The 16,252-nt window shown below is 43.1% G+C and carries 10 protein-coding genes, 19 tRNA genes and 1 riboswitch; all 29 genes read left to right on the top strand.

All coding sequences use genetic code 11. The annotated features are described in order from the left end of the window. Positions 1-44 precede the first annotated feature (44 nt). The 29 genes from ACYQ2O_RS02180 (at position 45) to msrB (ending at position 16,180) form a co-directional block, all read left to right on the top strand. Positions 45-117: transfer RNA gene (locus tag ACYQ2O_RS02180), tRNA-Lys, on the top strand. 30 nt (positions 118-147) lie between these two features. Beyond that, positions 148-229 (top strand) — tRNA-Leu (locus ACYQ2O_RS02185). 9 nt (positions 230-238) lie between these two features. Continuing rightward, a tRNA-Thr gene (locus tag ACYQ2O_RS02190) sits at positions 239-311 on the top strand. A gap of 17 nt (positions 312-328) precedes the next feature. Beyond that, positions 329-400, top strand: a tRNA-Gly gene (locus tag ACYQ2O_RS02195). Between the two features lie 42 nt (positions 401-442). Further along, positions 443-528 (top strand) — tRNA-Leu (locus ACYQ2O_RS02200). Positions 529-542: 14 nt separating this feature from the next. Beyond that, positions 543-616, top strand: a tRNA-Arg gene (locus ACYQ2O_RS02205). A gap of 10 nt (positions 617-626) precedes the next feature. Further along, positions 627-700 (top strand) — tRNA-Pro (locus tag ACYQ2O_RS02210). A gap of 13 nt (positions 701-713) precedes the next feature. Next, positions 714-787 (top strand) — tRNA-Met (locus ACYQ2O_RS02215). A 7-nt stretch (positions 788-794) separates the two neighbouring features. Further along, positions 795-868, top strand: a tRNA-Ile gene (locus tag ACYQ2O_RS02220). Between the two features lie 89 nt (positions 869-957). After that, positions 958-1,030: transfer RNA gene (locus ACYQ2O_RS02225), tRNA-Met, on the top strand. A gap of 96 nt (positions 1,031-1,126) precedes the next feature. Beyond that, a tRNA-Asp gene (locus tag ACYQ2O_RS02230) sits at positions 1,127-1,199 on the top strand. A 5-nt stretch (positions 1,200-1,204) separates the two neighbouring features. Next, a tRNA-Gly gene (locus tag ACYQ2O_RS02235) sits at positions 1,205-1,275 on the top strand. A 31-nt stretch (positions 1,276-1,306) separates the two neighbouring features. Continuing rightward, positions 1,307-1,381 (top strand) — tRNA-Ile (locus ACYQ2O_RS02240). Between the two features lie 23 nt (positions 1,382-1,404). Next, positions 1,405-1,493 (top strand) — tRNA-Ser (locus ACYQ2O_RS02245). A 15-nt stretch (positions 1,494-1,508) separates the two neighbouring features. Further along, positions 1,509-1,580, top strand: a tRNA-Glu gene (locus tag ACYQ2O_RS02250). A gap of 26 nt (positions 1,581-1,606) precedes the next feature. Next, positions 1,607-1,696 (top strand) — tRNA-Ser (locus tag ACYQ2O_RS02255). Between the two features lie 128 nt (positions 1,697-1,824). Then, positions 1,825-1,897 (top strand) — tRNA-Asp (locus ACYQ2O_RS02260). Positions 1,898-1,905: 8 nt separating this feature from the next. After that, a tRNA-Phe gene (locus ACYQ2O_RS02265) sits at positions 1,906-1,978 on the top strand. An 18-nt stretch (positions 1,979-1,996) separates the two neighbouring features. After that, a tRNA-Gly gene (locus ACYQ2O_RS02270) sits at positions 1,997-2,067 on the top strand. Between the two features lie 650 nt (positions 2,068-2,717). Beyond that, a riboswitch (SMK box riboswitch) is annotated at positions 2,718-2,800 on the top strand. Continuing rightward, the gene (metK, locus tag ACYQ2O_RS02275) at positions 2,798-3,979 is read left to right on the top strand and encodes a methionine adenosyltransferase (protein ID WP_346023761.1); all 1,182 of its coding nucleotides are present in this window, start codon (positions 2,798-2,800) and stop codon (positions 3,977-3,979) included. (Overlaps the previous riboswitch by 3 nt.) Before the next feature lie 309 nt (positions 3,980-4,288). After that, complete coding sequence (locus ACYQ2O_RS02280; protein ID WP_346023762.1) at positions 4,289-5,203, top strand: helix-turn-helix domain-containing protein; 915 nt, start codon at positions 4,289-4,291, stop codon at positions 5,201-5,203. A 60-nt stretch (positions 5,204-5,263) separates the two neighbouring features. Beyond that, entirely contained in the window at positions 5,264-5,851 is a 588-nt protein-coding gene (gene pgsA / locus ACYQ2O_RS02285) for a CDP-diacylglycerol--glycerol-3-phosphate 3-phosphatidyltransferase (protein ID WP_346023763.1), read from the top strand. 135 nt (positions 5,852-5,986) lie between these two features. Next, positions 5,987-7,267: a competence/damage-inducible protein A gene (locus ACYQ2O_RS02290; RefSeq protein ID WP_346023764.1), complete on the top strand. Its 1,281-nt coding sequence runs from the start codon at positions 5,987-5,989 to the stop codon at positions 7,265-7,267. A gap of 119 nt (positions 7,268-7,386) precedes the next feature. Then, positions 7,387-8,433 carry a recombinase RecA gene (recA, locus tag ACYQ2O_RS02295; RefSeq protein WP_091267217.1) on the top strand — a complete coding sequence of 349 codons (1,047 nt, stop codon included), beginning with the start codon at positions 7,387-7,389 and terminating at the stop codon, positions 8,431-8,433. Positions 8,434-8,666: 233 nt separating this feature from the next. Then, positions 8,667-10,229: a ribonuclease Y gene (gene rny / locus ACYQ2O_RS02300; RefSeq protein WP_346023765.1), complete on the top strand. Its 1,563-nt coding sequence runs from the start codon at positions 8,667-8,669 to the stop codon at positions 10,227-10,229. 134 nt (positions 10,230-10,363) lie between these two features. Beyond that, positions 10,364-11,167, top strand: coding sequence for a TIGR00282 family metallophosphoesterase (locus ACYQ2O_RS02305; protein ID WP_346023766.1), 804 nt, complete (start codon positions 10,364-10,366; stop codon positions 11,165-11,167). 36 nt (positions 11,168-11,203) lie between these two features. Continuing rightward, positions 11,204-13,804 (top strand): DNA mismatch repair protein MutS, encoded by a 2,601-nt coding sequence (mutS, locus tag ACYQ2O_RS02310; RefSeq protein ID WP_346023767.1) that lies wholly within the window; start codon positions 11,204-11,206, stop codon positions 13,802-13,804. A 16-nt stretch (positions 13,805-13,820) separates the two neighbouring features. After that, positions 13,821-15,734, top strand: coding sequence for a DNA mismatch repair endonuclease MutL (gene mutL, locus ACYQ2O_RS02315; RefSeq protein WP_346023768.1), 1,914 nt, complete (start codon positions 13,821-13,823; stop codon positions 15,732-15,734). Between the two features lie 17 nt (positions 15,735-15,751). Further along, positions 15,752-16,180 carry a peptide-methionine (R)-S-oxide reductase MsrB gene (gene msrB / locus ACYQ2O_RS02320; RefSeq protein ID WP_346023769.1) on the top strand — a complete coding sequence of 143 codons (429 nt, stop codon included), beginning with the start codon at positions 15,752-15,754 and terminating at the stop codon, positions 16,178-16,180. The last annotated feature ends 72 nt before the right edge of the window (positions 16,181-16,252 follow it).

Genomic DNA, 16,252 nt, shown 5'->3' on the forward strand with positions numbered 1-16,252 from the left:
GCAGAGGGTCAGCGGTTCGAGCCCGTTAACCTCCATAGATCCATGAGCCGTTAGCTCAGTTGGTAGAGCAACTGACTTTTAATCAGTGGGTCACAGGTTCGAATCCTGTACGGCTCATATATAAGAGCAATCTTATATATACCACATGCGGATGTGGCGGAATTGGCAGACGCACTAGATTTAGGATCTAGCGCTTCACGGCGTGGGGGTTCAAGTCCCTCCATCCGCATAACATTGAGCCGGCTTAGCTCAGTTGGTAGAGCAACTGATTTGTAATCAGTGGGTCGAGGGTTCAAATCCTTTAGCCGGCATTTTTGTTTTATTACCAGCGGAAGTAGTTCAGTGGTAGAACATCACCTTGCCAAGGTGGGGGTCGCGGGTTCGAATCCCGTCTTCCGCTTAAACCGATTCCAATTGTCCTTATATACGATTTATGTTTCCGGCCGGGGTGGCGGAATTGGTAGACGCACAGGACTTAAAATCCTGCGGAGAGTTTTCTCCGTGCCGGTTCGACTCCGGCCCTCGGCATTGGATCTTATAAAGCACCCTTAGCTCAATTGGATAGAGTACCTGACTACGAATCAGGCGGTTAGAGGTTCGACTCCTCTAGGGTGCACTTTTACATTCGGGAAGTAGCTCAGCTTGGTAGAGCACTTGGTTTGGGACCAAGGGGTCGCAGGTTCGAATCCTGTCTTCCCGATTAGTATTAAAATGGCGGTGTAGCTCAGCTGGCTAGAGCGTACGGTTCATACCCGTGAGGTCGGGGGTTCGATCCCCTCCGCCGCTATGGAAGCGGACCTTTAGCTCAGTTGGTTAGAGCAAACGGCTCATAACCGTTCGGTCGCAGGTTCGAGTCCTGCAAGGTCCATTGCCATGGCTGTTGACGCTTCAGCGATTACAGCCATGGGGCACTCAAGCGTCCGCTTGCAGTGTAACCTTAAATGGTTTTTATATTATCGCGGAGTAGAGCAGTTGGCAGCTCGTCGGGCTCATAACCCGGAGGTCGCAGGTTCGAGTCCTGCCTCCGCAATTGTCATGGCTGTTGAAGCTTTAGCGATTACAGACATGATACACTTGGACGTCAGTCCACAGTGTGACGACCTCATAGAGGTTGAATAAATCGTAAGGTCCCGTAGTGTAGCGGTTATCACGCCTGCCTGTCACGCAGGAGATCGCGGGTTCGATTCCCGTCGGGACCGTTTTAGCGGGTGTAGTTTAGTGGTAAAACCCCAGCCTTCCAAGCTGATGTCGGGAGTTCGATTCTCCTCACCCGCTTTGTATTATTGAAATACAGCCTATTTATTTGGGGCCTATAGCTCAGTCCGGTTAGAGCGCACGCCTGATAAGCGTGAGGTCGGTGGTTCGAGTCCACTTAGGCCCATTATATCAATTTTTAATTGGTATGGGGAAGTACTCAAGTGGCTGAAGAGGCGCCCCTGCTAAGGGTGTAGGTCGGTTTTCCCGGCGCGAGGGTTCAAATCCCTCCTTCTCCGTTTTTTAATTTTATAGGCCCCTTGGTCAAGCGGTTAAGACACCGCCCTTTCACGGCGGTAACACGGGTTCGAATCCCGTAGGGGTCATAGTAATTAAATAGTATTACTTTAATGGAGGATTACCCAAGTCCGGCTGAAGGGAACGGTCTTGAAAACCGTCAGGTGTGTAAAAGCACGCGTGGGTTCGAATCCCACATCCTCCTTTACCATATCTGTTGATGCTTCAGTGATTACAGACATGGTACACTTGGACACCAGTCCACAGTGTATCTTATTGAAACATTGTTGCTTCTTGAGAAGTTTACAAGTATAAACTTTTCGAATATTTACAGGTCCCGTAGTGTAGCGGTTATCACGCCTGCCTGTCACGCAGGAGATCGCGGGTTCGATTCCCGTCGGGACCGCTTTTACAGGCGCTGTAGCTCAGTTGGTAGAGCAACGGATTGAAGCTCCGTGTGTCGGCAGTTCGACTCTGTCCAGCGCCATATACCTATGATAATGATGCGGGTGTAGTTTAGTGGTAAAACCCCAGCCTTCCAAGCTGATGTCGGGAGTTCGATTCTCCTCACCCGCTTTATGTCAAAAACGTAAAAAAGGAACCTCATCCAGTGGGGTTCCTTTTTTTGGTATTTTTAATGTAAGTTAATGAGAACATCACGAATAGGATGATTAGAAATAGAATAAGTCGTGCGGAAATAAAAAGAGTCTGACTGTAAAATGCAAAAGCGTTCATAATGACGACCAGTAAAAACAATTTAATTACATTGTACACTGTAATTAAATTATAGCTGTAAAATTGAGGCTTCAACCCCAACAGTAAAGCAGTCGAGGATAATAATATAAGTGAGAAGAGCGAATAAATGTAAGAAAAATAAGTTAAGGACACCAGCAGCAAGATAAGTGTAGTCCATTTAGAAACCCTGGCTGATTGGCTATTCTTTTCAAATCTTTTCAAGCTATACAAATATGTAAGAAGCATTACAAGAGGAAGTAATGTTATCGGTTCATACATTATAGAATAGGATAGGCCAATAACGGGCGTAAGCAGATAAAGAATAACTTCAATGTTTTTCGTGTTGTTCAAAGTGGACATAGAGTCAACTCCTTTTATTATATTCTTATTAATCATATCATATTCCTCTATATGATGTGGGGTTATATTAATGCATATGCCCAGTCTAAAACTGCAGCGTGTATTTATTTCTGATTTGTGGTAAAATGGTTAAGGTTTACAATGAATTCCCGATAGGACGGCCACAACCGGTCGGAAGCCTTGTAACCGAACAAATTAGGGGGAATATTTAATGGAAAAAAGATTATTTACTTCAGAATCTGTAACGGAAGGTCACCCGGATAAAATTGCTGATCAAATCAGTGATGCTATTTTAGATGCAATCCTTTCTAAAGATCCGGAAGCTAGAGTTGCATGTGAGACATTAGTTACGACAGGACTCGTTCTGATAGCAGGAGAAATACGCACAGAAACTTATGTCGATATGCAGAAAATTGCACGTGATACTATTAGAGACATAGGCTATACCCGTGCAAAATACGGATTTGACGCAGATACATGTGCAGTAGTGGTGTCGATTGATGATCAGTCACCAGATATTGCAGTAGGTGTAGACGACTCGATTGAGTACAAGTCAGAAGCTCAGGATAAACTGGATAAAATAGGTGCAGGTGACCAGGGTCTGATGTTTGGCTATGCAACTAAAGAAACGCCAGAGCTTATGCCATTGCCTATCTCGCTTAGTCATAAACTAACGCGCCAGCTTGCTAAAGTCAGGAAGAATAAAAGCTTGGATTATTTAAGACCTGACGGAAAAGCTCAGGTAACTGTAGAGTATGATGAAAATGATAATCCTAGACGAATAGATGCTGTTGTCATCAGTACTCAGCATAGACCGGATATCACAGCAGATTTGTTAGAAAAAGATATTATGGAGAAAGTAATCACTCAGGTCATTCCTTCCAAATGGTTGGATAATGACACGAAATACTATATCAATCCGACAGGGCGCTTCGTAGTGGGGGGACCACAAGGAGATGCAGGATTGACAGGAAGAAAAATTATCGTCGACACATATGGCGGATATGCTCGTCATGGTGGAGGAGCATTCTCCGGCAAAGATGGAACAAAGGTAGACCGCTCAGCCAGTTATGTAGCCAGATACATTGCTAAAAACATAGTAGCAGCGGATTTGGCAGATAAAGTAGAAGTTCAGCTAGCCTATGCTATTGGTGTTTCACAGCCTGTATCGATTTCTATCGATACGTTTGGAACTGGGAAAATATCAAATGAGCGATTAATCAATGCTGTAAGAGAACTCTTTGATCTTAGACCAGCTGGAATCATTAAAATGCTGGATCTTAAACGACCTATATTCAAACAGACAGCTGCTTATGGGCACTTCGGTAGAACTGATGTTGATCTCTCATGGGAAAAAACTGATAAAGCTGATGAATTACGCAAATTAATGTAAATAACCAGGCACAAAATCTTTGATACGATTTTGTGCCTGGTTTTTTGAATGTATAACATTCCTTTTGTTGTATGTATATACATTATCTCAGCTGACATACACAATAGCTGTAATAAATTCTTAAAAAGTTAAAAATTGATTCTTGATTAGAGGGTTTATTCACTATACGAGTATAGTCACTTATGGTATACTTTGTAAAGATGGATGGAATATAACACATTCTTTTCCTGCATTGTATCATGACAACTTTAAACGAAATGACTTTTAAATCATATAAATAAATGAAATACTCTAGGCAGGTGAAACAGTTTGAACGAAATAGGAGAGAAATTAAAAGAAGCTCGTCAAGCTAAAGGGTACACGCTGGATGATCTGCAGCAGATTACGAAGATACAAAAACGCTATCTGATTGCTGTTGAAAAAGGCAACCTTGATGTATTACCAGGCAATTTTTATGCGCGTGCTTTTATTAAACAATACGCAGATTCAGTTGGATTAAATGGAGAAGAACTGATCAATAATCATATGGACAGTATTCCTCAAGTAAGTGAAACGACATACTCGAAAAGTGTTCAGAACACCCAGACACGTTCTAAGACTAAACGGACCGGGTTTATGGCCACGGTACAGGATAGTCTTCCTACAATACTCATCGTACTGCTCGTGATCGCAATTATCTTTGCAATATATTTAGCTGTAACCAGTGGCGCTGGAAATGGTGACAGTGATTCCTTTATCCAGGGTGATGAGGGCGCTGGTGTTGTTGAAGTCGACAACAATGACGATGCGGAAGAAGAAGATACCGAAGAAGATCTGGAGGAAGATTCTCAAGACACCGGTGACGATGAGTCGGGCAATGATGAAGAGGATACTGAAGAAGAAAATGGTGAGGACAGTGAAGAGCAGTCCATTGAAGAAATAGATGGAACGGCCTCAACTACGACTTATGAAATATCAGGCACTCATCCGGATAACCAGACGCTTAGTTTGTCTGCTGATGGAGCAGCCTCATGGGTAAGAATAACTATAGATGGATCACCGGTCGAAGAGGGTATGATCAATAGCGGAGAAACACTTGAAGTATCATTTGATGGAACTGCAGCCGAGGTTGCGATAGTTATAGGAAATGCACCTGCAACTTCAATTGAACTGAATGGTGAATCCTTACCTTTTGCCGAAGCAGCAACAGCTGTAAGACAGGAAATGTTCATCACATTTAATTAATCATAGAAAGATAAAAGACCAGTCTTTCGTCAGTCTGGTCTTTTTCATCAGGAGGAAACAATGAATCTACCTAATAAAATCACCTTGTTCAGAATTTTTCTGATTCCTATATTTATCGTACTGGTCCTTGCTCCTCTAAATTTAGGCACGCTGACTGTGTTTGGTTCAGATATCGATATTCAGCTGCTTGTGGCAGCGATTTTGTTTTCAGTTGCGAGTTTTACAGACTGGCTGGATGGTTATTTAGCTAGAAAAATGAACATCGTATCAAATTTTGGTAAATTCGCTGATCCTCTGGCAGATAAGATGCTGGTCATGTCGACGCTGATCCTTCTTGTTGAACTTGGCATGGCTCCTTCATGGGTAGTGGCAGTTATCGTATCCAGAGAATTAGCTGTCACAGGACTAAGACTGATTCTCGTGGAACAGGGCGGAACAGTCATGGCAGCTGCTTGGCCCGGGAAAATAAAAACAAACACTCAAATGTTCGCAATTATTTTTCTTTTGATCAATGATTTTCCTTTTGGTGGATTAAATGTTTCTATAGGAACAATCCTTCTCTATGTCTGTCTCTTCTTTACGATATATTCAGGAGTCAATTATTTTTACGAGGCAAGAGATGTGTTCTCAGGTACTTTTTCAGAATAATAATGAATAATGAAAGACATGCAGGTTTGAGTCTGTATGTCTTTTTAATTCTTTTTGACATGGTTTATTTTTTCATGTGTTAAAATATTAGTGATAAATAGAATGAAAGGTAAATATTATATATAGGAGGCCATTATGAAAGCAGAAATTATTTCAATAGGAACGGAACTGCTGCTTGGGCATGTAGTCAATACCAATTCTGCATTCCTGTCAAGAGAACTGGCTGCTTTAGGAGTCGAAGTGTACCATCATGTAACAGTAGGAGATAACCCTGAAAGACTGGTTGATGCAATTAAGCAAGCTGAACAAAGAGTTGATCTGATTGTATTATCTGGTGGTCTGGGGCCTACAGAAGATGATATTACGAAAAAAACTCTAGCCAATTATTTGGATGTCGATCTTATTCTTCACGAAGAGACTGAAAACAAGATCATAACCTATCATAAAAATTCTGATTTTAATATGCCTGAAAACAATCAGCTCCAGGCTCTGATTTTTGCAGATTCGAGACCGCTGACTAATGACACAGGGTTGGCAGTAGGCATGATGCTGACCCAGAACAATCGCCATTATGCCCTCCTACCGGGGCCACCTGACGAACTGGAGCCGATGGTTGAAAATTATCTGAAAGAAGAGATAGTCAAGCACATCCTCGATGAACAGGTGCTCGTTTCCAGAGTGATGCGGTTTTTCGGACTGACAGAAGCACAACTGGCAGAAAAAATTCAGGATATCGTAGTAAATCAGTCTAATCCCACAGTTGCTGTTTATGCAAATGACGGAGAAATAACTGTCAGAATTACAGCAAAAGCTGAAAATGAGGAACAGGGAAATGAAGCCATAGACGAGATAGAAAAGGATATAATGGAGATATTGCCCGATTACTTCTTTGGATATGGTGACAAGCGGCTGGCCGATGTCATAAAAGATATGCTGAACGAGCGAAGCTTGACTATAACAGCAGCAGAAAGTCTGACTGGAGGTGCTTTCCTCAGTGATCTGACAAGTGATTTGTCTGCTGGTTCTATTCTGGAAGGGGGATTAATAACTTACAGTGCTGATAAAAAGAATAAAGTTCTTAAAGTCACTAAAGAAACAATCAACAAATTTGGAGTAGTCAGCCCGGAATGTGCGATAGAAATGGCTGAAAAATCCAGAGCTATGTTTGATGCCGATATTGGTGTCGGACTGACAGGCGTGGCAGGACCGAGTTCGCTTAAAGACCAGATACCAGGCACGGTTTATATAGGAATCGCATATAAAGATAAACAATCATTTTCAAAACACTTTCACTTCGGATATAAGCGGAATAGAAACAGACGGCTGGCTGTGCAAAATGCCTTGGAACTTGTTAGACGAGTCCTGAAAGACATGCCTATAGAGAATACGATTTTTTATGGCGAAGATAAAAAATAAACCGAATGAATGTTCGAAAAAACTTGATTTTTCTGATACATCAGTCTAAAATAGACATAGAGATTAGAAAGTTATTTTATATTTAAGAAGACAAGTGAACGGATACAGGAGGAAATTAAATGGCGGATGATCGCGCAAAAGCATTAGAAACAGCAATGAAGAAAATCGAAAAAAGTTATGGTAAAGGGTCAATTATGAAAATGGGTGAAAAAGTGGACACTCAGGTCAAGACAGTACCGAGTGGCTCACTTTCACTGGATGTTGCATTAGGTATAGGAGGATACCCGAGAGGACGTATTATTGAAGTCTACGGTCCTGAAAGTTCCGGTAAAACAACCGTAGCCCTGCACGCGATAGCTTCAGTACAGGCCAACGGCGGAATTGCTGCCTTTATCGATGCGGAGCACGCACTTGATCCTAAGTATGCAAGAGCACTTGGAGTGGACATTGATGAACTGCTTTTATCTCAGCCGGACACGGGTGAACAGGCACTTGAAATTGCGGATGCTTTAGTTTCAAGTGGTGCGGTTGATATGGTAGTCATCGACTCTGTTGCTGCGCTGGTCCCAAGAGCTGAGATCGATGGAGAAATGGGAGACTCACACATTGGACTTCAAGCACGACTGATGTCCCAGGCTCTTCGTAAATTATCCGGATCGATCAACAAGACGAAGACTATTGCTCTATTCATCAACCAGATTCGTGAAAAAGTCGGGGTCATGTTTGGTAATCCTGAAACAACGCCTGGAGGACGTGCCTTGAAATTCTATTCTTCTGTGAGACTGGAAGTAAGAAGAGGAGAATCAATTAAATCCGGACAGGACATGACTGGAAACCGTACTAAAATCAAGATTGTCAAAAACAAAGTTGCTCCACCATTCAAAGTGGCTATGGTCGACATTATGTATGGCGAAGGAATCTCACAAGTCGGAGAAATCGTAGATATGGGATCAGACGCAGATATTATTACTAAAGCAGGCGCATGGTACTCATATGGTGATGAAAGAATCGGTCAAGGAAGAGAAAACGCAAAACAGTATCTGGTCGACCATCCTGAGATGCGTGCAGAACTTGAGAAGAAAGTTCGTACTGCTTATGGCATCGGTGACGAAGAAGATACAGAAATCATTGAAAGTGCGGATCCTGAAACACTCGATCTAGATTAATCTGACTCAGCATCCTCTTAATAGGAGGGTGTTGTTTTTTTATTTTCACTGTGTCAGCTCCCTTAAATGCTAGTTGACAGAAGATGTAAAGACCTATAAAATTAAACTAGTATGTTTCTATTTTATAAAAAATGAAGCAGAACTAATTGTGTACAATAACCTTTATAGGATATTTTAATCGATATCTGATTATTTTATACATGAAAACAAAATATTGATACGGAGGTGATTAGATGGACATACTTTTAACAGCCTTCGCTATCATCGTTGCTTTGATTATTGGTGTAGTTGTAGGATCTTATTTTACAAAACAGAGTTTTGAGAAAAGATTAGCTAATTCTAAACAAACAGCTGAAGACATTGTTGAAGACGCAAATAAAGAAGCTGAAACTTTGAAAAAAGAAGCGTTGCTGGAGGCAAAGGAAGAAATCCATTCTTATCGAACAGAGGCAGAGTGGGAGCTGAAGGAACGTCGATCTGAAGTATCTCGCCAGGAAAATCGACTAGCTCAAAGAGAAGATAACCTAGGGCGAAAAGAAAGTACTTTGGAAAAAAGGGAAAGTTCACTGCAGAGCAGAGAGGATAAACTTTCTGCACGTCAGAAAAAAGTTGAAGAGCTGGAACAGGCAGCTAAAGACCTGCTTGAGGAACAGCAGAACAAACTTCATACGATTGCAGCTTTGTCAGAAGAAGAAGCCAAATCTATTATACTGAAACAGACGGAAGACGACTTGTCTCGTGAAATGGCTATCATGGTCAAACAGTATGAGGATAAAGCTAAAGTGGAAGCAGACAGAAAAGCCAAAGCGTTAGTCACACAAGCTATCCAGCGCTGTGCAGCTTATCGCGTGACAGAATCAACTGTAAGTGTGGTCAGTCTGCCAAATGATGACATGAAAGGCCGCATCATTGGCCGCGAGGGTCGTAACATCAGAACGCTTGAGAGTCTGACAGGAATGGATCTGATTATTGATGATACGCCTGAAGCAGTCGTCTTAAGTGGATATGACCCAATCAGAAGAGAAACGGCTAAAATGGCACTTGAAAAACTGATTTCTGACGGACGTATTCATCCTGGTAGAATCGAAGAAGCTGTGGAGAAATCCCGTAAGGAAATGGACGAAAGAATCAGAGAAATCGGAGAAGAAGCCATGTTCGATCTAGGCATTCATTCAATTCATCCTGATCTGATGAAAATCGTCGGACGTCTGCATTTTAGAACAAGTTATGGTCAAAACGTGTTGAACCATTCTATTGAAGTTGCGAAACTTGCTGGGGTTATGGCCGCTGAACTAGGTGAAGACATTCAGCTGGCTAAACGTGCCGGGCTTCTCCATGATATTGGAAAAGCACTCGACAGTGAAGTAGAGGGATCGCATGTGGAAATCGGAGCTCAAATCGCGATGAAGTATCAGGAAAATGATACGGTAATAAATGCGATTGCTTCCCACCATGGAGATGTCGAAGCTACTTCTGTCATCTCAGTCTTAGTCGAAGCGGCAGATGCTATATCTGCGGCAAGACCTGGAGCAAGAAGTGAGTCCCTGGAGCATTACCTGCAGAGACTTGAAAACCTTGAACGCATTTCAAACAGCCATAAGGGTGTTAAAGAAAGTTTCGCGATTCAGGCTGGACGTGAAGTGCGTATTATCGTTAAGCCGGATGAGCTTGATGACAGCATGACGTCTAAACTTGCCAGAGATGTACGTAAACAAATAGAAGATGACATGGACTATCCCGGACACATCAAAGTAACGGTTATACGCGAAACAAGAACAGTAGAATACGCTAAATAACAAACAGGTCAATCATGCAGACATCTTGTCTGTATGATTGGCTTTTTTATATCCATTATGTAGTATGAATGATTTTGATTTTTGGAGTATAAAGCTGTTAAAATAGAGAGAGCGATTAGAAAAGAGGTCTGAGTATGAAAGTAATATTTATAGGAGATATTGTAGGGTCACTTGGTGTAGATATGGTCAGAGAGTGGCTTCCACGGTTAAAAGAAAAGTATAAACCTCAGGCAACGATAGCTAATGGTGAGAACGCAGCTTGGGGACGGGGGATCACTGAAAGAGATTATAAAAAGCTTCTACAAGCAGGGGTCGATTTAGTCACTATGGGAAACCACACTTGGGATCAGAGAGAGATTTTTGACTTTATTGACAATGAAAAAAAGCTGATTCGTCCAGCTAATTATCCTGATAATGATGTAACCCCAGGCAAGGGACTGGCATATATTAAAATCAACCAGCAGACATTGGCAGTGATCAATCTTCACGGTCGAACGTTCATGGCTGATTTAGAAGATCCATTTCGGGTCGGACGGGCACTTGTTGAAGATGCACGAAAAATCACCCCTCATATCCTTATCGATTTCCATGCAGAAGCAACTAGCGAAAAGGAAGCAATGGGCTGGTTCATGGATGGAGAGGTCTCTGCCGTTCTTGGCACACATACCCATGTGCAGACCAATGATTCGAGAATCTTAGCGAAAGGAACCGCCTATCAGACCGACGTAGGCATGACAGGCTTCTATGATGGTATTTTGGGGATGAAAAAAGACTCTATTCTTCATAAATTTACTACTCAGATGCCTAACCAGTTTGAAGTGCCGGAAACGGGTCGGACGCGATTGAATGGCTGTTATCTGGAGATAGATAATACCAGCGGGAAAGCTGTTGATATCAAGCCTATTCGTATTGACGAAGATAACCCGTTCTTCGGTTAACCAATTGAACAATAGACATTAGAAAGAGTGAGCATAATGCCCCAGAAAACTAAGCATACTCCCATGATGGAGCAGTACTTATCAATAAAAAAACAGTATCCATATGCCTTTCTGTTTTATCGTCTAGGAGATTTCTATGAATTGTTCTTTGATGATGCGGTAAAGGTTGCCCGGCTGCTTGAGCTGACCTTGACAAGTAGAAATAAGAATGCGGAAGAGCAGATTCCCATGTGTGGAGTGCCTCATCACTCTGCCAAGGGATATATTGATACCTTAATAGAAATGGGATACAAAGTGGCAATATGCGAACAGGTGGAGGACCCGAAACAGGCCAAGGGAATGGTCAAAAGGGAGGTTGTCCAAGTTGTCACGCCAGGTACGGTCATGCAATCCAAGACAGTCGAGGCAAAAGAAAACAATTATATAGCAGCTATGGCGTCTCTGCAGCCGCACATCGGTCTGTCCTACGCTGATCTGACTACTGGTGAAATCAAAGTGACTGAAGTGGAGACCCTTCAGGAAGCAGTGAACGAACTGGTATCGATCCAATGTAAGGAAGTGATCATTGAACCGGGAGAATTTCTGGACCTGCAGGAAACGCTCGCTCAGCACTACAATATGTCTGTCTCGCATCCTTCTTCAGATGATTATCAGCACCCATTATCCAGTCTGACTGAATTGGTCCAGGACAGCTCGCTTATCAGAGTCATTGATCTGCTGCTGGCTTACTTGTCAGAAACACAAATGAGGAGTCTGGACCACCTTCAGGAAGTTCAGTTTTATGAAACAAGAAACTTTCTGCTGTATGGACAGGATGCCAGAAGAAATCTGGAGCTGACTACATCCTTGAGAGACGGATCAAAAAAGGGTACCTTGCTTTGGCTGCTGGATGAGACCCAGACAGCTATGGGAGGACGCATGCTGAGATCCTGGCTTGAAAAACCACTGATAAGGAAGAAGCAGATCGAGGAGCGGCTGGACAAAGTAGAAGGTCTGCTTAATCACTTTTTTGAGCGGAATGACCTGGTCGAGGTTCTGAAGAACATCTATGATCTGGAGAGATTGGCAGGAAGAGTAGCCTTTGGGACGGTCAATGCCAGAGACCTGATCCAACTCAAGCAGTCTTTAGATCAGATTCCTCACGTGACAGATATCGTTGACAGGCTCAACACAAAAAAGATCTGGGATAGTTATTTAAGTCAGCTGGATCCGATTGATGACGTGCGAGATCTTATCGAGCAGGCTATCGACGAAGACCCACCCATCTCAGTTACTGATGGAGAGATAATCAGAAGAGGCTACCATGAACAACTGGACAAATATAAGGAAGCCATGACTAACGGCAGACGCTGGATGGCAGAACTCGAACAGAAAGAAAGAGAAGCTACTGGCATAAAGAATCTGAAAATAGGATTCAACAAAGTGTTCGGGTATTACATCGAAGTGTCTAAAGGCAATGTAAGCAAACTGGAAGAAGGGCGTTATGAAAGAAAACAGACCCTGGCAAATGCTGAAAGATACAGCACACCTGAACTCAAAGAAAAAGAAGCACTGATTCTTGAAGCGGAAGAAAAGTCAAAAAATCTCGAGTATGACTTGTTTGTGGATGTCCGTCAGATGGTCAAAGAAGAGATCAACAGATTGCAGAAGCTGGCTCGTGCTGTTGCAGAAATTGATGTGCTTCAAAGTTTCGCTTCGGTCAGTGAAGAATACAACTACGTGAGACCACAGTTCTCAGTTGATAGCCAGGATATCCATATCAGGAACGGCAGACATCCTGTAGTAGAAAAAGTTATGGGAGAACAGTCTTATGTGCCAAATGACGTGGATCTTACTAAGGAGACATCCATACTTCTGATTACTGGACCGAATATGTCAGGTAAAAGCACGTTTATGAGACAACTGGCACTCAGCGTCATTATGGCTCAGATGGGCTGCTTTGTACCCGCAGAAAGTGCCGCTCTCCCCGTATTTGACCGACTGTTTACTCGGATAGGGGCGATGGATGATTTGATCGGTGGACAAAGCACCTTCATGGTCGAAATGAACGAAACGAATCAGGCTCTCCAGCACGCTACAGAGAACAGTCTGCTTCTGTTCGATGAGATTGGCCGGGGGACAGCCACCTATGATGGCATGGCACTTGCGGAAGCGATTATTGAGTATGTCCACGATAAAATAAGAGCAAAAACATTGTTTTCAACCCATTATCATGAACTGACAGTCCTTGAAGAAAGACTTGAAGGATTAAAAAATGTCCATGTTGGTGCGGTTGAAGAAGAGGGCAACCTTGTCTTTCTTCACAAAATGATGAAAGGCCCGGCGGATAAAAGTTATGGGGTGCAGGTGGCCAGATTAGCCGGTCTTCCGGACGCGCTCCTTGACCGGGCTGGACATATTCTGTCTGATCTGGAACAGAAGGAGGACCATCTGTTCGAAGATAAAGAGGAACAACCCGTTACTGTGAATGAAGACAGTCTGAGGATGCAGGAGCAGCTGAATCTCTTTGATGATCTGACGACTAATGAAAAAGATGTGATTGCAGCGTTGCAGAAAGTAAATGTACTCAACACGACCCCGATCGAAGCATTGCAGCTATTAAGTCAGCTGCAGGACAAAATGAAGACAGATGAGTGAAAGGCTGAGTGATCAAATGACTCCAAAAATCCAAATCATGTCGCCCACCCTGGCCAATCAGATAGCAGCGGGTGAAGTGATCGAACGTCCAGCTTCAGTGGTGAAGGAACTGGTGGAAAATGCCATCGATGCAGGCAGTTCGAAAATCGAAGTGTTTGTCGAAGAAGCCGGGTTGAACCGAATACAAGTAATTGACAACGGTGAGGGGATAGCTTCTGAAGAAGTGCTTTCTGCATTTGAGCGCCATGCAACGAGCAAGCTGATTTCCAATGACGACTTGTTCCGAATCAGGACCCTAGGTTTCAGAGGAGAGGCTCTTCCAAGTATCGCCTCTGTATCCAAAGTTACTGTAGAAACAGCACAAAGCAATCAACCCGGCAGGCGACTGGTTCTGGTAGGGGGAGAAGTGGTTGAAGATTCTGCAGCCAAGTCAAGACAAGGGCTGGCAGTCACTGTAGATGAACTCTTTTATAATACACCGGCCCGTCTGAAATACGTAAGGACGTTGAAAACGGAGCTGTCGCATATTACTGATGCGATCAACCGATTTGCCCTTGCGCACCCTGAAATTTCTTTTAAGCTTGTGTCGGACGGTTCCGTCATGATTAGGACCTCAGGAAACAAAGAGCAGATTCAGGCAATTGCCGGGGTATATGGCGTTGATGCTGCCCGTAAAATGAAGCATATCAGTCAAGAGACATTTGATTTCAACCTGGACGGATTCATTTCTCTTCCTGAGGTGACAAGAGCAAGCAACAATTACATTACCCTAATTGTGAATGGGCGTGTGATAAAAAATTATGCCTTGAATAAAGCCATTGTTGAAGGTTACGGATCGACATTGATGGTTGGACGTTACCCTGTTGCGGTAATCAGAATCACGATGGATCCATTACTGCTGGATGTGAACGTGCATCCGACTAAACAGCAGGTCCGCATTAGTAATGAACGGGAACTCGGACAGCTGATCAGCCAGACAATTAAAGAACGTTTGAGTCAGGAGAACAGGATCCCTAATGCGCTAGAAAATGTGTATAAGCCGCAGAGTAGAAAGCAGACAGACAAGATGGTCAAGCCCGAACAGACACGTTTTCAGTTCGACCAGAGAGTCTCTGATAGCTATTCAACTCACTCTTCAGAACGTGTTCTGGAGGATGATCAGCGTTTTACTATGAGAGAAGAAGTAGGACTAAACAAGGCTGAAAACTGGAATGAAGAAGTAGAAGACTCTAAGTTGAAAGAGGACAGTCAGCCAGGAAGTACAACTGGCCTCGAAAATCATGAAGAATCGATTGTGAGAACGGCTATGAAAATCGATTCTATCAACCAGACACACTCCCCATTTCCTGAACTTGAGTATATTGGACAGATGCACGGGACCTATTTATTTGCTCAAAATGAAAAAGGGTTGTATATTATAGACCAGCACGCTGCTCAGGAAAGAATCAAGTATGAGTACTATAAGGCGACGATTTCTGAACATGGTACGGACCTGCAGGAACTGCTGGTGCCGCTTGTTCTTGACTATCCTACCGATGAAGCACTCGTCATCAGAGAGAATATAGATAAACTGCAGGAAGCATCCATTCATCTGGAAGATTTTGGTCAGAACAGCTTCGTTTTAAGGAACCATCCCAATTGGATGATTGCCGGACAGGTGGAAGAAACGGTCAAGGAAATGATCGATTTTTTCTTAGCACATAAAAGCTTGACTGTTGCCAAATTCAGGGAAGCAACGGCCATCATGATGAGCTGCAAGCGGTCGATCAAGGCTAATCACTACCTTTCGCCACAGGAAGGAATGCAGCTGCTGGAAGATTTGAAACACACTCAGAATCCGTATAATTGTCCGCATGGCAGGCCGGTACTGGTCAGCTTCACGACAAATGACATGGAAAAGATGTTCAAACGGATTCAGGACCCTCACTAAAGAAAGGAAGGCGTCACATGGATAAAAAAGAACTGAAAAAGAAACTGACACCGATCCAGTATGAAGTCACGCAGAATAATGCAACGGAACGGCCGGGAACTGGTGAATATGATCAGTTTTTCGAAGACGGTATTTTCGTCGATGTTGTCAGTGGTGAACCGCTGTTTTCTTCAAATGATAAATATGATGCAGGCTGCGGCTGGCCATCATTTACTAAACCGATAAAGAAACGTACAGTTAAAGAGAAAAGAGATTCGACTTTTGGTATGGAACGAACAGAAGTCAGAAGCAGTGAAGCTGACTCGCACCTTGGACATGTCTTTACAGATGGACCACAGAATAAAGGCGGGTTGAGATACTGCATCAATTCGGCTGCCATGCGCTTTGTGCCAGTGGACAAGCTTGAGGAAGAAGGATACGGCGAGTATCTGGCGGAATTCAATTAAACTAACTGATAGACTGAAACACCTGTTCCTAACTTGACTTAATGGACAGGTGTTTTTGTGTTATAATAGTGA

Source organism: Alkalibacterium sp. m-11 (assembly GCF_054658155.1).

Bases quoted from the DNA above. Each gene is read 5' to 3' on its own strand.
- metK (WP_346023761.1), top strand. From the start codon at position 2,798: ATGGAAAAAAGATTATTTACTTCAGAATCTGTAACGGAAGGTCACCCG.
- pgsA (WP_346023763.1), top strand. From the start codon at position 5,264: ATGAATCTACCTAATAAAATCACCTTGTTCAGAATTTTTCTGATTCCT.
- ACYQ2O_RS02290 (WP_346023764.1), top strand. From the start codon at position 5,987: ATGAAAGCAGAAATTATTTCAATAGGAACGGAACTGCTGCTTGGGCAT.
- recA (WP_091267217.1), top strand. From the start codon at position 7,387: ATGGCGGATGATCGCGCAAAAGCATTAGAAACAGCAATGAAGAAAATC.
- rny (WP_346023765.1), top strand. From the start codon at position 8,667: ATGGACATACTTTTAACAGCCTTCGCTATCATCGTTGCTTTGATTATT.
- ACYQ2O_RS02305 (WP_346023766.1), top strand. From the start codon at position 10,364: ATGAAAGTAATATTTATAGGAGATATTGTAGGGTCACTTGGTGTAGAT.
- mutS (WP_346023767.1), top strand. From the start codon at position 11,204: ATGCCCCAGAAAACTAAGCATACTCCCATGATGGAGCAGTACTTATCA.
- mutL (WP_346023768.1), top strand. From the start codon at position 13,821: ATGACTCCAAAAATCCAAATCATGTCGCCCACCCTGGCCAATCAGATA.
- msrB (WP_346023769.1), top strand. From the start codon at position 15,752: ATGGATAAAAAAGAACTGAAAAAGAAACTGACACCGATCCAGTATGAA.